Here is an 18,932-nt window from a genome sequence, read left to right on the forward strand (position 1 = left end):
CAAACGTTTCAGCAGACCATGCATCCCTCCCACAACAAAAGCCAAAGCCGAAGGCTTTGCGTGTCTCTCTGCGCAGGACGTCCCTCATTCCATCAAGCAGGCCCCAGAGCCGGCGGAGGAGGGAACTGAGTCCCGACTCATCCTCGTCATCTGTCGCCTTGCCCATCGTTTGCGCTCCGTGCGCGGGGCCTGGCCTTCACGCTGTATGACGCCGGTGGGGAAGGCCAAGCCCTAACGACGAGAAACCTTTCGATGATCAAGAAAGTTAGCGGGGCGCTGCTGGGCCTCGCTCTGGCAGTGAATTGCGCGCCCGCGTTCGCGGACACCAAGAAAGTCGATGTGCTGCTGATCGGCGGCGGCATCATGAGCACCACCCTGGGCGTCTGGCTCAACGAGCTGGAACCGGGCTGGAGCATGGAGATGGTCGAGCGCCTGGACGGCGTCGCCCAGGAAAGCTCCAACGGCTGGAACAACGCCGGCACCGGCCACTCCGCCCTGGCCGAGCTGAACTACACCCCCGAGGACAAGGACGGCAACGTCACCATCGCCAAGGCGGTGGAGATCAACGAATCCTTCCAGATCTCCCGTCAGTTCTGGGCCTGGCAGGTACAGAACGGTGTGCTGAAGAACCCTCGCTCGTTCATCAACACCACCCCGCACATGAGCTTCGTCTGGGGCGACGACAACATCGCCTTCCTCAAGAAGCGCTACGAGGCGCTGCAGGCCAGCCCGCTGTTCCGCGGCATGCAGTACTCCGAGGACCCGGCGCAGATCGCCAAGTGGGTGCCGCTGATGATGCAGGGCCGCGATCCGTCGCAGAAGATCGCCGCCACCTGGACGCCGATCGGCACCGACGTGAACTTCGGCGAGATCACCCGCCAGTTCGCCGGCTACCTGCAGACCAGGCCGAACTTCAGCCTGAAGCTCTCCAGCGAAGTCGAGGACATCACGCGCAACGACGACGGCACCTGGCGCGTCGGCTACAAGAACCTCAAGGACGGCAGCGTTACCCAGACCGACGCGAAGTTCGTCTTCATCGGTGCCGGCGGCGGCGCCCTGCGCCTGCTGCAGAAGTCCGGCATCGAGGAAGCCAAGGACTACGCCGGCTTCCCGGTGGGCGGCTCGTTCCTGGTCACCGAGAACCCGACCATCGCCCAGCAGCACCTGGCCAAGGCCTATGGCAAGGCGTCGGTCGGCGCACCGCCGATGTCGGTGCCGCACCTGGACACCCGCGTGCTCGACGGCAAGCGCGTGATCCTCTTCGGGCCGTTCGCCACCTTCTCCACCAAGTTCCTCAAGGAAGGCTCCTACCTCGACCTGCTGGGCAGCACCAACGTCCACAACGTCTGGCCGATGACCCGCGTAGGTATCGACGAGTACCCGCTGGTGGAATACCTCGCCGGCCAGCTGATGCTTTCCGACGACGACCGCCTCGCTGCGCTGCGCGAGTACTTCCCGGAAGCCAAGGCCGAGGACTGGCGCCTCTGGCAGGCCGGCCAGCGCGTGCAGATCATCAAGCGTGATGCGGACAAGGGCGGCGTGCTGAAGCTCGGCACCGAGATCGTTTCTGCCGCCGACGGCAGCATCGCCGGCCTGCTGGGTGCATCGCCGGGTGCTTCCACCGCCGCGCCGATCATGCTCAGCGTGCTGGAGAAGGTGTTCAAGGACAAACTCGCCACCCCTGAATGGCAGGCCAAGGTCCACCAGATCGTCCCGAGCTACGGCACCAGACTCAACGACAGCCCGGAGAAGACGTTCGAGGAGTGGAGCTACACCGCCAAGGTCCTGCAACTGGACCCGCCGCCGGCCATCGACCAGGCCCCGGCCACCCAGCCGACCGATGCCGCCCCGGCGCCGGAAAAGGCCTCCAGCGATATGGCGCTGTAAGTTGGCGCGCTGAGTAAGTGAGTTCCGAAGCCCGGACTTCCCGTTCGGTCTTCGGACACTCTGTTATATATCCCCGGCGGTCTAACTGCCCCGGCTTTAGTTGGGTGGCCGTCGCGCGATATCTCCTGGCGGATGCCATTCGTTATTCCGCCGTTGACCGCTTCTATTGCGGACGCTGATTCCAACTCTGGAATATCAGGGTCTATCCGAGCCTTCAATTAAGCGCGGTTCTACAGGTCTCGCCTGAAGTTGATCCAGCGCTATTCAACAGGTGGAACTGGCTGTCGTTTCCCGCTGGGGATAGACCTTTTACATTCATTTTTGCATGTCAGCGGGTCTCTTCTGCCGCTTCGCTCTGTTTCGGGGCTCCGGGCGTCTTTGTGTTCCGGTTGTGGCCTGTCCGGGCGGACAGGATCGAGTCGGATCAGGCAATCCGACGAACGGCTTTTCTGTAATCCAGGGATTACAAGGATGTCAGCCATTGGCGATACTCGAACAAGCGACTGAATATTGTCGGATGCCTGTTGCGACATGCGGTTCAAGTTATCGATTCGCCCGGTTCGTGCGAAAGAGCAGAGCGCACGGCGCCTGCGGCAAATGTCAAATAATTGTCAAAAAGCGCAGCGGTAGTTGATGGCGATCCTATCTTCCATTGGTCAATAAAAACTGAACTTACTGCCCGGTGCATAGGTTACTACCTTTCAATTAAACCCTTCGTCCAAGAGCCTTTCGGAGCGCTTCCGGCGCGCTGCACAGAAGCTGCTATCTCTTTCTGGCCATAAACAAAAACATTATTCCGGGCAGAGGAAGTCAGCATGGCGATCCAGGCGAAGGTCGTGGCGTCTCAGGTGCAGGTGGCCACCGCCACGCAGCAGACGGTCGAAGGGAGCATCGTTCTTCAGCAGGCCAGCAACGTGGCCCTGGACGTCACTGCCGACGCGGTCGCCAGTTACCAGCAGGTCGGCGCCGACCTCGTGGTGCAGCTCAAGGATGGCGAGACCCTCCGCATCGCCAACTTCTTTGCCGAAGGCCAGCCGCCCAGCCAGCTGTACCTGGTGGACGAGAAGGGCGACCTGGTGGTGACCGAGCTGGATCAGGTCGCCGCTGACGGCACGCTGATGCCTACCTACGCCGCCGAGCCCATCGATGCCGGATTCGAGTCACTCACCGAGGCCGGCGCCGCTGCGGGCAGTGCGGGTGCCGCCGGTGGTATCGCCGGTTTGGGGACCGCCGGGACCATCCTCGCCGGCGCCGCGGTGATTGCCGGCGGCGCCGCCATCGCCAGCAGCGGCGGTGGCGGTGGCGGTGGCGGTGGTGGAGGCAGCAACCCACCAGCGCCTCCCGCGCCGGCCACCGATGTCACGGTCAGCCCTGACGGTGCTGTGATCACCGGCCGTGCCACGCCGGGTACGACCGTCGAGGTGGACGTCAACGGCGATGGCCAACCCGACTACACCGCGCCAGTGGATGGCAACGGCAACTTCCAGGTGCCCGTCAGTCCGCCGCTGAGCAACGGTGAGAATGTCACAGTGGTGGTGCGCGGGCCCAATGGTGGCGGCGCCAGTTCCGGCACAATCGTCACGGCGCCGGATACCACGGCGCCGGAGGCCGCGACGGGCGTGGCGGTGTCCGAGGATGGCAGCAAGGTCAGCGGCAGCGCCGAGCCTGGCTCTACCGTGAAGGTTGACACCAACGGCGACGGTGTCCCCGACGCCACCGGGGTTGCCGGCTCCGACGGGCATTTCGAGATCACCCTCCCGACTCCGGTGACCAACGGCCAGGGTGTATCGGTGACGGTGACCGACCCGGCCGGGAATACCAGCCCGTCGACCGTGGTGAACGGGCCCGACACGACGCCGCCGGAACCGGCCCATGACCTGACGATCAGCGCCGACGGCAGGGGCCTTGCCGGGATCGCCGAGCCAGGCAGCTCGCTGTCCATCGACCTGAACAATGACGGCACCCCTGACCTGACCGTGCAGGTCGGGCCCGACGGCCGCTTCAGTCTCAACCTCGATTCGCCGCTGCCAGCCGGGCAGATCGTTTCGATCATCGTCCGCGACGCAGCCGGCAACGCCAGCCCGATTGCCACCATCCACGCGCCGGGCGGGAGCGTGCCCGCACCGGTGATCGACCCGAGCAACGGCCACCTCATCCAGGGCACCGCGACGGTCGGCACCCAGGTCTACCTGACCAACGCCCAGGGCACCCTGATCGGCGTGGCGCTGGTCGGTGGCGATGGCCACTGGAGCTTCACCCCCATCACTCCGCTGGCCGACGGCGCCGTGGTCAATGCCGTGGCACGCGGGCCGCAGGGGGAGAGCGGTTCCACCAGCATCACGGTGGACGGCATCGCGCCCGGCACGCCCGTCATCACCTCGGGCAATGCCGGAGGACTGGAGGGAACGGCGGAGGCCGGTGCAACGGTCGTGCTCACCACCGGTAACGGAACCCCGCTGGCGACCGTCGTTGCCGATGAGACCGGGCACTGGAGCTACCATCCCGGTTCGCCCCTGCCCAACGGCACCCAGGTCACCGTCGTCGCCAAGGACGCCGCCGGCAACCTCAGCGGCCCGGCGCAGACCACCCTGGATACCCAGCCGCCAGCGGCGCCCACGGTCAACCCGAGCAATGGCGGGCTGTTCAGCGGTATCGCGGAAGCCAACAGCACGGTGCTGCTGAGCGATGCCGACGGCCAGGTGATCGGCCAGGTCCAGGCCGACGGCAGCGGCCACTGGCAGTTCATCTTCAACCCGCCGCTGGCCAATGGCGCGGTGCTATCGGTGACGGCTGCGGACGCTGCCGGCAACACCGGAGCGGCGGCCAGCGTCACGGTGGATTCCAGCATTCCCTCGACGCCCACGGTCGACCCGAGCAACGGTTCGAACATCAGCGGCCTGGCGGATGTCGGTGATCGCGTGGAGATTCGCGACGCCAACGGCAACCCGATCGCGACCGTGACTGCCGATGGCGACGGCCACTGGAGCTACATCCCCGGCGTGCAGTTCCCCGATGGCACCCAGTTGCAGGTTGTCGCGGTGGATCCGCAGAGCGGTCAGCAGAGCCAGGTGGTCAACCTGGTCGTCGATGGAGTGGCTCCCGATGCGCCCCAGGTGGACGTCAGCAACGGCACCGTTCTCAGTGGTATCGCCGAGCCCGGTAGCCTGGTGACCCTCGTCGACAACCAGGGCAACCCCATCGGCCAGGTGCGCGCCGACGGTATAAGCGGCGCATGGTCCTTCACTCCCGGAGCCTCGCTGCCCGACGGAGCGGTGGTGGTGGTCCGGGCCATCGATGCCGCCGGTAACCCCAGCCCGCCCACCAGCGTCGTGGTGGACGCCGTCGCGCCGCCACCGCCGCAGGTCAACGCCAGCAATGGTCTGAGCTTCAGTGGCAGCGCCGAGCAAGGCGCCACCGTGATCATCCTCGATGCCAATGGCAATCCCATCGGCCAGGTCACGGCCGACGCCAGCACCGGACAGTGGAGCTTCACGCCGCCGTCGGCCTTGCCCAGCGGCACGCAGGTTTCCGTGGTTGCCCGCGACGCTGCCGGTAACGTCGGTCAGCCGACGCCTGTGACCGTGGACCGCCAGGCGCCCGATGCCCCGCAGATCGACGCGAGCAACGGCGACGTGCTGCATGGCTTGGCCGAGCCGGGCAGTACGGTGACGCTGACCGATGGCAACGGCAACCCCATCGCCCAGGTGGTGGCCGACCCGATCACCGGGGACTGGTCCTTCACGCCGGGCACGCCCCTGGGCAACGGTACCCAGGTGCGCGCCACCGCGACGGATGCGGCGGGCAACGTCAGCCAGGTCGGTCAGATCACCGTCGACAACCTGCCGCCCACTGCGCCCTCGGCCGGGCCGAGCAACGGCACGCAGATCAGCGGGACCGCCGAGCCGGGCAGCACCGTGGTGATCATGGATGCCTCCGGCCAGCCCCTGGGGGAGGCGGCGGTGGGCCTCAATGGCTTCTGGCTGTTCCGCTTCAGCCAGGCATTGCCCACAGGCTTCGTGCTGCGCCTGGCGGTGCGCGATGCGGCGGGTAATGTCGGTGCGGAAACCACCACGACGGTGGACAGCAACCTGACCACGCCGCCGACACCGGATGCGAGCAACGGCAGTGTCATCAGCGGCACCGCCGAGGCCGGCCAGCAGGTGATAGTGCGTGATGCCAACGGCAACGAGATCGGCCGCACCACCGCCGATGGCGACGGCAACTGGAGCGTCACGCCGGCTTCGCCGCTGGCCAACGGCTCCGATTACCAGGTGGTCGCTGTCGACCCGGTCAGCGGCCATGAAAGCGTGCCCATCGTCGGCACGGTGGACTCCGTGGCGCCGGTCGCGCCCACCATCAACGGCAGTACGGGCGCAACCCTGACGGGCACGGCGGAGCCGGGCTCCACGGTCACGCTCACCGACGGCAGCGGCAACCCCATCGCTGTGGTCACGGCAGACGGCAACGGCCAGTGGACCTTCACACCCGGTACGGCCTTGCCCGACGGTACGCTGGTCAACGTCACGGCGAGCGACGCGGCCGGCAATGTCAGCCAGCCGGCGAACACCACGGTGGATTCCGTGGCGCCGCCAAGTCCAGCGGTCGATCCGAGCAATGGCCAGCTATTCACCGGCACTGCCGAGGCGAACGCCACGGTGATCATTCGCGACGCCGGCGGCAACGTCATCGGTGAGGCCATCGCCGATGGCGGCGGTGTCTGGAGCTTCGCTCCACAGCCGGCGCTGCCCAACGGTACCCAGGTGACGGTGATGGCCCGCGACGCGGCGGGCAACGAAAGCGGCACCGTGGGCGTGACCGTGGATGCACAGCCGCCGGCTGCGCCGGTGGTCACCCCCAGCACCGGCGCCGAACTGAGCGGCACCGCCGAACCCAACGCGCAGGTGGTGGTGATCTCCGCCAACGGCCAAGTCATTGCTGAGGTGCCGGTCGGCCCCGGCGGCACCTGGAGCTACACCCCGGCCTCGCCGCTGCCCGACGGCGCGACCCTGAGCGTCGTCGCCGTGGACTCCTCCGGTAACCGCAGCGAAACCACCACGGTGACCGTCGACAGCACGCCGCCGGCCGACCCGCTGGTAAACCCCGGCAACGGTACGCAGGTCAGCGGTACTGCCGAGCCGGGCAGCACCGTCACGGTGACCGATGGCAACAACAATCCGGTGGGGCAGACCACCGCCGACGGCCAGGGCAACTGGAGCATCACCCCGGCGTCGCCGCTGCCCGATGGCAGCAGCGTGACCGTGGTCGCTACCGACGCGGCCGGCAATGCAAGCAATGGCACCACGGTGACCATCGACACCAGCGCACCGACGAATCCTGCCGCCGGGCCGAGCAACGGCACCGTGCTAAGCGGTACGGGAGAAGAGGGCAGCACCCTGGTGTTCACCGATGGCGCCGGCAATGCGCTGGGGCAGGTCACGGTGGGCGCGGGTGGCAACTGGACCTTCACCCCGGACCAGCCCCTGGCCGACGGCACCGTGGTGACCATCGTCGCCCGCGACGCAGCCGGTAACGAGAGCGGCCCGGTGCAGGTGACGGTGGATTCCAGCGCCCCCAGCACTCCAACACTCGACCCGAGCAATGGCCTGGCACTGAGTGGCACCGGCGAGATCGGCAGTACGGTCATCGTCAGCGTCGCCGGCAGTGAAGCGGCCCGCGTGCAGGTCGGCCCGGACGGGCGCTGGAGCTACACGCCCGGCAGCCCGATCGCCGATAGTACGGCCATCTCGGTGCAGGGCACCGATGCCGCCGGCAACACCACGCCGATCGTCAACGGCAGCGTGGACGGCCTCGCCCCCGGCGCGCCGGACATCCTCCCGAGCAACGGCAGCACCTTCACCGGCACCGCCGAGGCGGGCAGCACGGTCATCCTCAGCGGGCCGGATGGAGAGATCGGCCGCGCCCTGGTGGATGCCGAAGGCCGCTGGAGCTTTACCGCGACCACCCCGGTGGGTAACGGCGTGACAGTCAGCGCGGTAGCCCAGGACGCCGCCGGCAACACCAGTGGCAGCGACAGCGTGGTGGTCGATGCTTCCGCACCGCCGGCGCCGAGCATCGACCCGAGCAACGGTACGCTGATCACCGGAACCTCCGAGATCGCCAGCACCATCACCCTTGTGTACGCCAACAACGTACTGATCGGCCAGGCCACGACGGACCCGGACGGCAACTGGACCTTCACCCCGAACCCGCCGCTGGCCGACGGAACGAAGATCGACGTGATCGCCCAGGACGCCGCCGGTAACGCCAGCTCGGTGGCGAGCATCATCATCGATGCCACGCCGCCGTCGGCGCCTGTGGTCGCGGCGAGCAACGGCAGTGTGCTCACGGGCACCGCAGAGCCCGGCAGTACCGTGACCATCAGCCGTGGCGGTGTCGAACTGGGCAGCGCGACCGCTGACCCGGTGACGGGGCAGTGGAGCATCACTCCGACGAGCGCCGTCGGCGACGGGGATGTTCTGCAGGTCGCCGCGCGTGATGCGGCGGGCAACATCAGCCAGCCGACCGCAGTCACCATCGACGCGGTGCCGCCGGGGCAGCCCGTCATCAACGCCACCAACGGCGCCTTGCTGTCGGGGACCGCAGAGGCCGGCAGCACCGTGCTGCTCAGCGACGGCAGCGGCAACCCGCTGGGAACGGCCATCGCCGACGCCAACGGCCACTGGAGCCTCACGCCGGCCAGCCCGTTGCCCGACGGCACCACGGTAAACGCCGTAGCACGTGACGCTGCGGGTAACCAGGGACCGTTGCAGAGCGTGGTGGTCGACAACACCCTGCCTGACGCGCCGATCATCAATGCCAGCAACGGCAGTGTGATCTCCGGCACCGCCGTGCCCGGCGCGGAGGTCGTGCTGAGCGATGGCAACGGCAACGAGATCACCCGCGTCACTGCGGACCCCATCAGCGGCCAATGGAGCTATGAACCCGGCTTGCCCCTGGCCAATGGCACCGAAGTGGTGGCCGTGGCCGTGGTCGAGGGCCGCACCAGTGGCGTCAGTGCCATCACCATCGATGCCCTGGCGCCCGATACGCCGACCATTGTCCCGAGCAACGGCACCGAGTTCAGCGGCACCGCCGAGGCCGGCAGCACGGTGATCCTCGCCGATGGCAACGGCAACCCTGTGGGGCAGACTACCGCCGATGGCACCGGGCACTGGAGCTTCTCCCCCGTTGCGCCGCTGGCCAACGGCACGGTGGTCAATGTCGTCGCGCAGGATGCCGCCGGCAACGTCAGTACGCCCGCCAGCACCACGGTGGATGCGGTGGCACCCATCGCCCCGACCATCAACGCCAGTAACGGCAACGTGGTGACCGGCAGCGCCGAGCAGGGCGCCACGGTGTTTCTCACCGACGGCAACGGCAGTCCCCTCGGCCAGGTCGTCGCCGATGCCACCACCGGGCAGTGGAGTTTCACCCCCAACCCGCCGCTGGTGGGTGGCACCACGGTGAATGCCGTGGCCCAGGATGCCGCCGGCAACACCAGTAGCGTGGTCAACACGGTGGTCGACACCACCGCGCCGACCACGCCGACCATTCTGCCCAGCAACGGTAATGTGCTCAGCGGCACCGGCGAGGCCGGGGCGAGCATCGTGCTCACCGATGGCAACGGCAATCCGATTGCCCAGGTCGGCGTCGATGGCAACGGCAAGTGGACCTACACGCCATCGCCGGCTCTGCCCAACGGCACCACGGTCAACGCCGTATCGGTGGATGCGGCCGGCAACCAGAGTTCCTCGGTCAGCACCACGGTGGACACCACCGCGCCCGCCGACCCGACCATCAATCTCAGCAACGGCACGCTGCTCACCGGCACCGCCGAAGCCAATGCGCTGGTGCTACTCACCGACGGCGGCGGCAACGCCATCGGCCAGGTGCGCGCCGACGCCAATGGTGCCTGGAGCCTCGCGGTCAGCCCGGCGCTGGCCAACGGCACCGTGGTCAATGCCCAGGCCAAGGACGCCGCCGGCAACACCAGCAACAGTGTCAGCACCACGGTGGACTCGGTTGCACCCGTCGCGCCGACCATCGCGGCGAGCAGCGGCACCGAACTGCATGGCACCGCCGAGAACAACGCCACCGTGCTGCTCACCGACGGCAACGGCAACGTGATCGGCCAGACCACCGCCAATGGCAGCGGCAACTGGACCTTCACCCCTGGCACAGCGCTGGCCGATGGCACTGTGGTCAATGCCGTGGCCAGGGATGCCACCGGCAACACCAGCGTCGCGGCCAGCACCACGGTGGACAACCTGGCGCCGCCCACCCCAACCATCGATGCCAGCAACGGCGCGCTGCTCACGGGCACTGCCGAGGCAGACGCCACGGTCATCCTCACCGATGGCAACGGCAACCCCATCGCCCAGGTGACGGCCAATGGCTCCGGGGAGTGGTCCTTCGCGCCCGGCGTCGCGCTGCCCGATGGCACCGTGGTCAACGTCGTGGCGCGGGACGCCGCCGGCAACACCAGCGGCTCCGCCAGCACCACGGTGGACGCCGTAGCGCCGGCCGTACCGACCATCGACCCGAGCAATGGCGTGCACATCACCGGCACCGCCACGGCCGGCGTCACCGTGGTGCTCACCGATGGCGGCGGCAATTCCATCGGCACCGTCGTCGCCGACGGCGCCGGCAACTGGTCCTTCGACCCGGCCACGCCGCTGGGCAATGGCGTGGTGATCCAGGCGGCCACCCGCGATGCCGTGGGCAACACCAGCGGCTCGGTCAGCACCACGGTCGACAACGTCGCACCGACGCCGCCGACCATCGAACCCAGCAATGGCACCGAACTGGCCGGTACCGCCGAGGCCAATGCCACCGTTGTCCTCACCGACGGCAACGGCAACCTCATCGGCACCACCCAGGCCAACGGCAGCGGCGACTGGGCATTCACTCCCAGCCCGGCGCTGGCCAACGGCACCACAGTCACCGCCGTGGCCCAGGACGCTGCCGGCAACACCAGCGGGTCCGCTTCCACGGTGGTCGACAGCCAGGCGCCCGAGCCGCCGGTGATCGACCCCAGCAACGGCACGCTGCTCAGCGGCACTGCCGAACTGGGCGTCACCGTGGTGCTCAGCGTGGATGGCGTGGAGCTGGCGCGGGTGGCGGTGCAGGGCGATGGCACCTGGTCGTTCCCGGTGCCCTCGGCGCTGGCCAACGGTACGGTCGTGGACGCCGTGACGGTGGATGTCACGGGCAACCTGAGCGCGAGCGTCAGCGTCACCATCGATGCCATCGCGCCGCTGCCGCCGGTGCTGGTGCCCAGCGACGGCGCGGTACTGGCGGGCACCGCCGAGGCCAACGCCACGGTGATCCTGCGTGATGGCGCGGGGAATCTGCTGGCCGAGGTTAGGGCCGACGTCAACGGCAACTGGCAGTACGTCCCGGACACGCCCCTGGCCAATGGCCTGGAGGTTTCCGCCAGCGCCCGCGATGCGGCGGGCAACGAAGGCCTGGCGGCAGGCATCGTGATCGACGCCAGCCTGCCGGCGATCCCGGTGATCACACCGAGCAACGGCACGCTCATCAGCGGCACCGCCGAAGCCAACGCGACGATCATCCTGACCACCACCGGCGGCCTGCCCATCGGCCAGGTCAACGCCGATGTCAACGGCAACTGGAGCTTCACCCCCGGCACGCCGCTGGTCGACGGTACTGTGATCAACGCAGTGGCCCGCGATGCCAGCAACAACCTCAGCGGCGTCGCCACCGTGGTGGTCGATGCGGTGGCGCCGAACGTGCCGGTGGTCTCGCCGAGCAATGGCAGTGTGCTCGCCGGCACGGCGGAAGCGGGCGCCACGGTGGTGCTCAGCGTGGCTGGCGCGCCCATCGCCCAGGTCGTTGCCGATGGCACCGGGCACTGGACCTATAGCCCCGGTGTGCCCCTGGCCAACGGCGTGCAGGTCAGCGTGGTGGCCAGGGATGCGACGGGCAATACCAGCGTCGCGGCGAGCGTTACCGTGGATAGTGTCGCACCCAATACGCCGACCATCGCCGCCAGCAACGGCGTCACTTTCACCGGCACCGCCGAAGCCAATTCGACGGTGATCATCAGCGGCGCCAATGGCGCTCTGCTCGGTCAGGTGACGGCCAATGCCAGTGGTATCTGGACCTTCAACCCGACCACCCCGGTGGGCAATGGCGTGGTAGTCAGCGCGGTGGCCAAGGACGCCGCCGGCAACGTCAGCCTGATTGCCGCCACCACCACGGTGGATGCGCTGCCACCCGCGCTGCCGGTGGTCAATCCGAGCAACGGCGCGCTGCTGGCCGGTACTGCCGAGGCCGGTTCCACGGTGGTACTCAGCGTGGGCGGCAACGTCATCGGTCAGGTCACCGCCAATGCCCAGGGCCAGTGGAGTTTCGCCCCCGGCGTGGCGCTGGCCAACGGTGTGCAGGTCAGCGTGGTAGCCAAGGATGCCGTGGGCAACACCAGCGTCGCCGCCAACGTCACGGTGGACGCCGTGGCGCCGACCGCGCCGGTCGTCGCGCCGAGCAATGGCACGGTACTCAGTGGCACGGCGGAGATCGGTTCGACGGTGATTCTCAAGGTCGGCGGCGCTGTCATCGCCCAGGTCGCCGCCGATGCCACCGGCAACTGGAGCTTCACCCCCGGCAGCCCGCTGGCGAACAACACCCAGGTCAGCGTCACGGCGAAGGACGCCGCCGGCAACACCAGCGTGGCGACCACCATTGGCGTCGATAGCGTGGCGCCGGTCGCACCCAGCGGCCTGAGCGTTTCCGCCAATGGCACGGTGCTCACCGGCATCGCCGAGGCCAACAGTACGGTGAAGGTGGTCATCAATGGCGATGCGGCCAACCCGATTACGGTGCAGGCCAACGGCAGCGGCAACTTCACCGTCAACCTCAGCCCGGCGCTGACGGCGGGGCAATTGCTGACGGTCAACGCGGTGGATGCTGCCGGCAATGCCGGAGCCACCATCCAGGTGCAGGCGCCAGACCTCACGCGACCGGTACTGACCATCGCCGAAGCCGCCGACGGTTACATCAACAAGGCCGAGCTGGCCGACGGTATCCAGGTGCGCGTGGGCCTGACGGCCGGCGCCCGCGCCGGGCAGACCCTGACCCTGCGCTACAACGGCCCCGGCGGCTATACCTTCAGCCAGGCCCATGTGCTCACGGCGGCGGAAATCACCGCTGGCGTTGTGCTGGTGAGCATGCTCCCGGCGGCCGGCGTGGCGGCGATCCCGCAGGGCGCGGCGACCGTCACTGCCGACGTCAACGGCGGGCTGACAGCGACCCCGGCGAACTTCACCCTCGACACCATCGCGCCGGCCAACCCGGTGCTGTCACTGGTGGGCAACCTGCTGACCATCGGCGCCGAGCCCAGCAGCACCCTGCTGGTGGATGCCAAGCTGCTCGGGCTGGTGTCGCATACGGAAGTCTCGGCAAGCAACGCCGGGCTCGCTTCGCTGGACCTGCTGAGCGGCCTGGCCACCGCCATGAGCTGGGACCAGCTGCTGGACGCCAATGTCACCGTCGGCGCCCGTGATGCGGCGGGCAACGTCGGCAACCTGGTGGGCATCAACCTGGAGAACGTGCTGACCCAGAACACCGTCACCATCGGCAACCTCGGCCTCGCCGTCGGGCTGCTGCCGCCGGTGCTGGGCCTCAGCGGCACGGCCATCGCCGGCGGCAGCCTGGGCGTGGAGGTCATCACGCCGCTGCTGAACGTCGCGCTGCACCCCATCGTCGACAGCACCGGCCATTTCACCATCAACCTGCTGGCGCCGGACCTGCTGGCGCAACTCGGCCTGTCCGTCACCCAGCTGCTCAACCTGGGCAGCCAGCTGAGCATCAACCTGATCGCCTATGACGCCGCCGGCCACGCCAGCGCGACCTACGGCATTTCCCTGACCGGCTCCGGTCTGAGCCTGGCGCTGGGCGAGATCAGCGTCACCGGTACCGCCGGCGCGGACGTACTGATGGGCACCAGCGGCACCGAGCACTTCTACGGTAACGCAGGAGCGGACCTGTTCCTCCATATCGGCACGGGCGACATCGTGCAGGCGGGCGATGGCAACGACACCATCCAGTTGCAGTCGACCACCTTCAAGAGCGTCGACGGCGGCGCCGGCTTCGACACGGTGATCCTCGACAGCGGCATCAACCTCACCTACGGCTCGCTGTTCACCGGGACCCTGACCAACATCGAGCGGATCAGCCTGGGCAAGGGCGACGCCGCGCCCAGCAGCCTGACCCTCACCGCGGCGCAGGTCGATGCGGTGACCGACGCCAACAATGTCCTGCAGATCACCGGCGACACCAACGACACCCTGACCGTGAGGGGTGCGGTGGATACCGGGGCCAACCAGGTCCACAGCGGCGTCAGCTACGACGTCTATTCATTCGGCAACACCACGCTGCTGGTGGAGGAGAACACCGTCCACGTCGTCGTGTCCTGAAGAAGGAAAGACTGCATGACGCAACGCAACGCCTGGTTGTACGGCCTGCTGCTGGTGAGCGTGGCAGGCCATGGGCAGACACTGGAGGAGGCCGTGCGCGCCGGCCTCGCCATCCATCCCGAAGTGCGCGCCGCGGTGGCGGAAGCGGAGCGCGGCAAGACCGACGTGGAGATCAGCAAGGGCGGTTACTACCCGCAGGTGAGCATGTCCGGCGGGCCCAACGAGTTCGACTTCGGCGAGGTGGTCTACGACCTCACCGCGTCCCAGATGCTCTACGACTGGGGCAGGATGAAGAGCAAGGTGGACAGCGCCAGGGCCACTCACCGCCAGCTGGATGAAACCGCGCTGGTGAGCCGCGAGGATGCGGCGCTGGACATCACCGAGACCTACCTCGACGTGCTCGCCGCCCAGGCGCGGATCGAGACGGTACGCGAGCATATCCAGCGCCTGGGCGACATCCGCGAGATGACCCAGGCGCGTGGCGGCGACGGCTATTCCGACCGCAGCGAACTGGACCGCGCCAACCTCGAACTGTCCCGCGCCCAGGAGCAGTTGGCGCTGGAGAAGGGCGCCCTGCAGGACGCCCGCAACCAGTACGAGGTGCTGGTCGGCAAACCGCCGGCCGACCTCGCCGAACCGGAGCCCCTGTCCATGCAACGCTACCTGGTCGGTACCGACGTGAACCGCCTGATCGTCGACAGCCCGCTCTACCGCAAGGCCGCCGAGGACGCCGAAGTGGCCGAGGCCAAGCTGCGCGAGAGCAAGGCCTCGCTGCTGCCGCAGGTGAACCTGGAGGCCTCGTCGCTGCGCCGGGAGATCGGCGGGCACCTGGAGAACGACTCGGTGGTGTCGCTGCGCCTGCGCATGGACACCTTCGAAGGCCTGTCCAACTTCCGCCGGCCCACCGCCGCCCAGCAGCACCTGGAATCCACCCGCTGGACCCGCGACGCCATGCAGCGCGATATCAAGCGCAAACTGCAGACCCTCTTCGACACCGACGACACCCTGCGCTGGCGGCAGGATTCGCTGGTCCAGCAGGTGCGCGAATCGGAGCAGGTCAGTGGCGTCTACCGGGACCAGTTCGAGGTCGGCCGGCGCGACGTGATCGACCTGCTCAATGTGCAGCGCGAGCGCTTCGAGGCCGAGCGCCAACTGGCCAACCTGCGCTTCGAGCGCAAGCGCGTGGAGTACCGTGCCGCCGCGCAGATCGGCCTGCTCGGGCCACTGCTGGAAAACCACCTGGCCCCGGGAGCCTCCTGATGAACGCCGAGAATGTGGCACTGCTGTCGGACCATGAGGCCGAGGCCGATCCGCTGCGCCAGGGGCTTTCGCTGCTCTGCCGCCAGCTGGGCCGGCCGCTGGGCGTCGCCGAGCTGGGGGAGGGCATGCCACTGCACCTGGGCCGCCTGCCGCTGCGCTTCGTGCCCCGAGCCCTGCGTCGCGCGGACATAGTTGCGCGGGTCGAACGCCTGGCCCTGGCGAAGATGGATAACTACCTGCTGCCGGCGCTGCTGCTGCTCGAAGACGGCTGCACCCTGGTGCTCTGCGAGCAGGATGAGCAGACCGCCAGCGTGCTGGTGCCGCACAGCGATGGCGGCGTCGAGCGGATTGCGCTGGCCGAACTGGAGCATCGCTACAGCGGCGTAGCGATCTTCGCCAAGTGCCGTTACCGGGCGGACGGGCGCGTCGGCGACTTCGCCAGGCGTGAGCCGGACCACTGGTTCTTCGGCCCGCTGAAGCGGCTCTGGCGTTCCTATTTCGAAGTCGCCATGGCGGCGATGATGGCGAACCTGCTGGCGATTGCTTCGGCGCTCTTCGCCATGCAGGTATACGACCGAGTGGTGCCCAACGCGGCCATGGATACCTTGTGGATCCTCGCCACCGGCGTGGGCCTGGCCATCGTGCTGGAAGGCGTCATCCGCGGGTTGCGCGGGCACCTGCTGACCACCATGGGCAAGCGTATCGACCTGCAGCTTTCCACGCTCCTGTTCGAGCGCGTGCTGAACACCCGGCTGGCGGCCAAGCCAGGCTCGGTGGGCGCTTTCAGCACGCAGGTGCGCGAGTTCGAAGGCGTGCGTGAATTCTTCACCGCCTCCAGTGCGGCGATGATCAGCGACCTGCCGTTCGTGCTGCTGTTCCTGTTGATCATTGCGCTGATCGGCGGCCACCTGGTCTGGGTGCCGGCGGTGGCGGCATTGCTGATGTTGATTCCCGGACTGTTCTGCCAGGGCGTGCTGGCGCGACTGTCGCGGGAGAACCTGCGAGAGGGCGCGGTGAAGAACGGCATCCTGCTCGAATCCATCGAGAACCTCGAATCGGTCAAGGCCACCCGCGCCGAGGGTCGCTGCCTGCACCTCTGGGAAAACCTGACCGCGCAACTGGCCGGCAATGCCATGCGCACGCATACGCTGACCACGGCGCTGTCCTATGGCGCGAGCATCGTGCAGCAGCTGTGTTACGTCGGCGTGGTGGTGTTCGGCGTGTACCGCATCAGCGCCGGCGAACTGAGCGTTGGCGCGCTGGTGGCCTGCTCGATCCTCGCCGCTCGCGCGGTGGCGCCGCTGTCCCAGGCCGCCGGCATCCTCGGTCGCTGGCAGCACACCAGGGTCGCCATGGAAGGGCTCGACCAGTTGATGAAAGCGCCCATGGAGCGCCCGCAGGACAAGCGCTTCGTGCGCAAGGAGCGTCTCGCCGGACACTATCGCCTGGAGGCGCTGAAGCTGGCCCACGGCGAGAACCCGCCGGCGGTGGACATCGCCGCGCTGGAGATCCGCCCCGGCGAGCGCATCGCGCTGCTGGGCGGCAACGGCGCCGGCAAGTCGACCCTGCTGCGCCTGCTGGCTGGGTTGTACGACGCGCAATCCGGGCGCCTGCTGCTGGACGACGTGGCCATCGCGCAGATCGACCCTTCCGACCGGCGCCGCCACATCGGCTACCTGCCCCAGGATGTCGCGCTGTTCTACGGCACCCTGCGCGACAACCTCAATCTGGAAGGCGCGGCGATCAGCGATGACGAGATGTTCGAGGCACTGGATGGCGTCGGCCTGGGCGATTTCGTCCGCTCGCATCCGCTGGGGCTGGACCTGCCGCTGCTGGGCAACGGCAGCCTTTCCGGTGGTCAGCGTCAGGCCGTGGGGCTGGCCCGTGTGCTGCTGCAGGACCCGCCCGTGGTGCTGCTCGACGAGCCGACCGCTACCTTCGACCAGAGCACCGAACTGCACGTCATCGGTTACCTGCAACGCTGGCTGGAAGGTCGCACCCTGGTGATGACCACGCACAAGAAGACCATGCTCGCCGTGGCTACCCGCGCCGTGGTGCTCAGCCAGGGCCGGGTGGTGATGGACGGCGCCCTGGATCAGATCGTCAAGGACCGCACCGTACAGATTCCCGGACAGGAAGGAGCCGTCCATGGCCAGTGAAACCCGCGCTGCCGAACGCCTGCGCCGCGAGCTGCAGGACCCGCTGCTGGCTTCCAGTCACCCGGTGTCGCGGCCGCTGCTCTGGGCACTGCTGCTGAGCCTGTTCGCCGCTGTCGCCTGGGCAGCCTGGGCCGAGCTGGATGAGGTGACGCGAGGCGATGGCCGCGTGGTGCCCTTTAGCCGCATGCAGAAGATCCAGAGCCTGGAGGGGGGCATCCTCGACCGTCTGCTGGTGCAGGAGGGCGAGCTGGTGCAGGTCGGTCAGCCGCTGGTGCGACTGGACCGCACGCACTTCGAGACCTCCTGGCAGGAAGCGGCCAACCAGGCCGAGGTCCTCGGCGCCGCCATCGCCCGGCTGGACGCGGAAGTCATGGGCCAGGACCACATCGTCTTCCCCGCAGGCATGCCCGCCGACGGCCCGGTGGCGCGTTCCGAGCGTGAGCTGTTCAAGTCGCGGCGCGACAAGCTGGAGGAGAACACTCGCTCGCTGCAGCAGCAGGTTCGCCTGGCGCAGAGTCAGCTGGCGCTGGTCAAGCCGCTGGTGGAGCGCCGCGCGGTGAGCCAGATGGAGGCACTCAAGCTGAGCCAGGACATCGCTACCCTGAGCGGCAAGCTCACCGAACTGAAGAACACCTATTTCCAGGATGCTTACACTGAGCGGCAGGAGAAGAAGGCCCAGCTGGCGCAGATCGAGCCCATCGTCCAGCAGCGCAAGGACCAGCTGCGTCGCACGGAAATCCTCTCGCCGGTGCGTGGGCGGGTGAACACCGTGTTGATCAGCACCCGCGGCGGCGTGGTGCAGCCGGGCGAGCCGATCATGGAGGTGATTCCGGTGGAGGAACGCCTACTGGTGGAAGCCAAGGTCAAGCCGCGCGACGTGGCCTTCCTGGTGCCGGGCATGCCGGCCAAGGTCAAGATCACCGCCTACGACTACAGCATCTACGGTGATTTGAAGGGCACCCTGGAACAGATCAGCGCCGACACGATCGAAGAAGATACGGTGCACGGCAAGGAGTACTACTACCAGGTGCTGATCAAGACCGACGGCAGCCAGCTGATGCGCAATGGCGAGGTGCTGCCGATCATCCCTGGCATGGTCGCCGAGGTGGACATTCTCAGCGGCAAGCGCAGCGTGCTGAACTACCTGCTGCGGCCGTTACTCAAGGCGCGGTTGATGTAACCGTGGCTG

The 18,932-nt window shown here is 67.8% G+C and carries 4 protein-coding genes and 1 pseudogene; all 5 read left to right on the top strand.

From position 1 onward, the window contains the following. Nucleotides 1-252 precede the first annotated feature (252 nt). The 5 genes and pseudogenes from mqo to IB256_RS07910 all read left to right on the top strand — a co-directional run bounded on the left by mqo (nucleotide 253) and on the right by IB256_RS07910 (nucleotide 18,923). Entirely contained in the window at nucleotides 253-1,887 is a 1,635-nt protein-coding gene (gene mqo, locus IB256_RS07890) for a malate dehydrogenase (quinone) (protein WP_192295810.1), read from the top strand. A gap of 815 nt (nucleotides 1,888-2,702) precedes the next feature. Continuing rightward, nucleotides 2,703-14,324, top strand: coding sequence for an Ig-like domain-containing protein (locus IB256_RS07895; RefSeq protein WP_192402014.1), 11,622 nt, complete (start codon nucleotides 2,703-2,705; stop codon nucleotides 14,322-14,324). Beyond that, a pseudogene (locus IB256_RS07900) lies at nucleotides 14,267-15,584 on the top strand (TolC family protein). Before IB256_RS07895 ends, IB256_RS07900 begins: the two are co-directional and overlap by 58 nt. Beyond that, nucleotides 15,584-17,743 (top strand): type I secretion system permease/ATPase, encoded by a 2,160-nt coding sequence (locus IB256_RS07905; protein WP_192295807.1) that lies wholly within the window; start codon nucleotides 15,584-15,586, stop codon nucleotides 17,741-17,743. Before IB256_RS07900 ends, IB256_RS07905 begins: the two are co-directional and overlap by 1 nt. Beyond that, nucleotides 17,733-18,923 (top strand): HlyD family efflux transporter periplasmic adaptor subunit, encoded by a 1,191-nt coding sequence (locus IB256_RS07910; RefSeq protein ID WP_192295806.1) that lies wholly within the window; start codon nucleotides 17,733-17,735, stop codon nucleotides 18,921-18,923. The genes IB256_RS07905 and IB256_RS07910 overlap by 11 nt, the downstream gene beginning before the upstream one ends. Nucleotides 18,924-18,932 lie beyond the last annotated feature (9 nt).

It is taken from the genome of Pseudomonas sp. PDM17 (assembly GCF_014851985.1).
GTDB lineage: Bacteria > Pseudomonadota > Gammaproteobacteria > Pseudomonadales > Pseudomonadaceae > Pseudomonas.

Bases quoted from the DNA above. Each gene is read 5' to 3' on its own strand.
- IB256_RS07895 (WP_192402014.1), top strand. From the start codon at position 2,703: ATGGCGATCCAGGCGAAGGTCGTGGCGTCTCAGGTGCAGGTGGCCACC.
- IB256_RS07905 (WP_192295807.1), top strand. From the start codon at position 15,584: ATGAACGCCGAGAATGTGGCACTGCTGTCGGACCATGAGGCCGAGGCC.
- IB256_RS07910 (WP_192295806.1), top strand. From the start codon at position 17,733: ATGGCCAGTGAAACCCGCGCTGCCGAACGCCTGCGCCGCGAGCTGCAG.
- mqo (WP_192295810.1), top strand. From the start codon at position 253: ATGATCAAGAAAGTTAGCGGGGCGCTGCTGGGCCTCGCTCTGGCAGTG.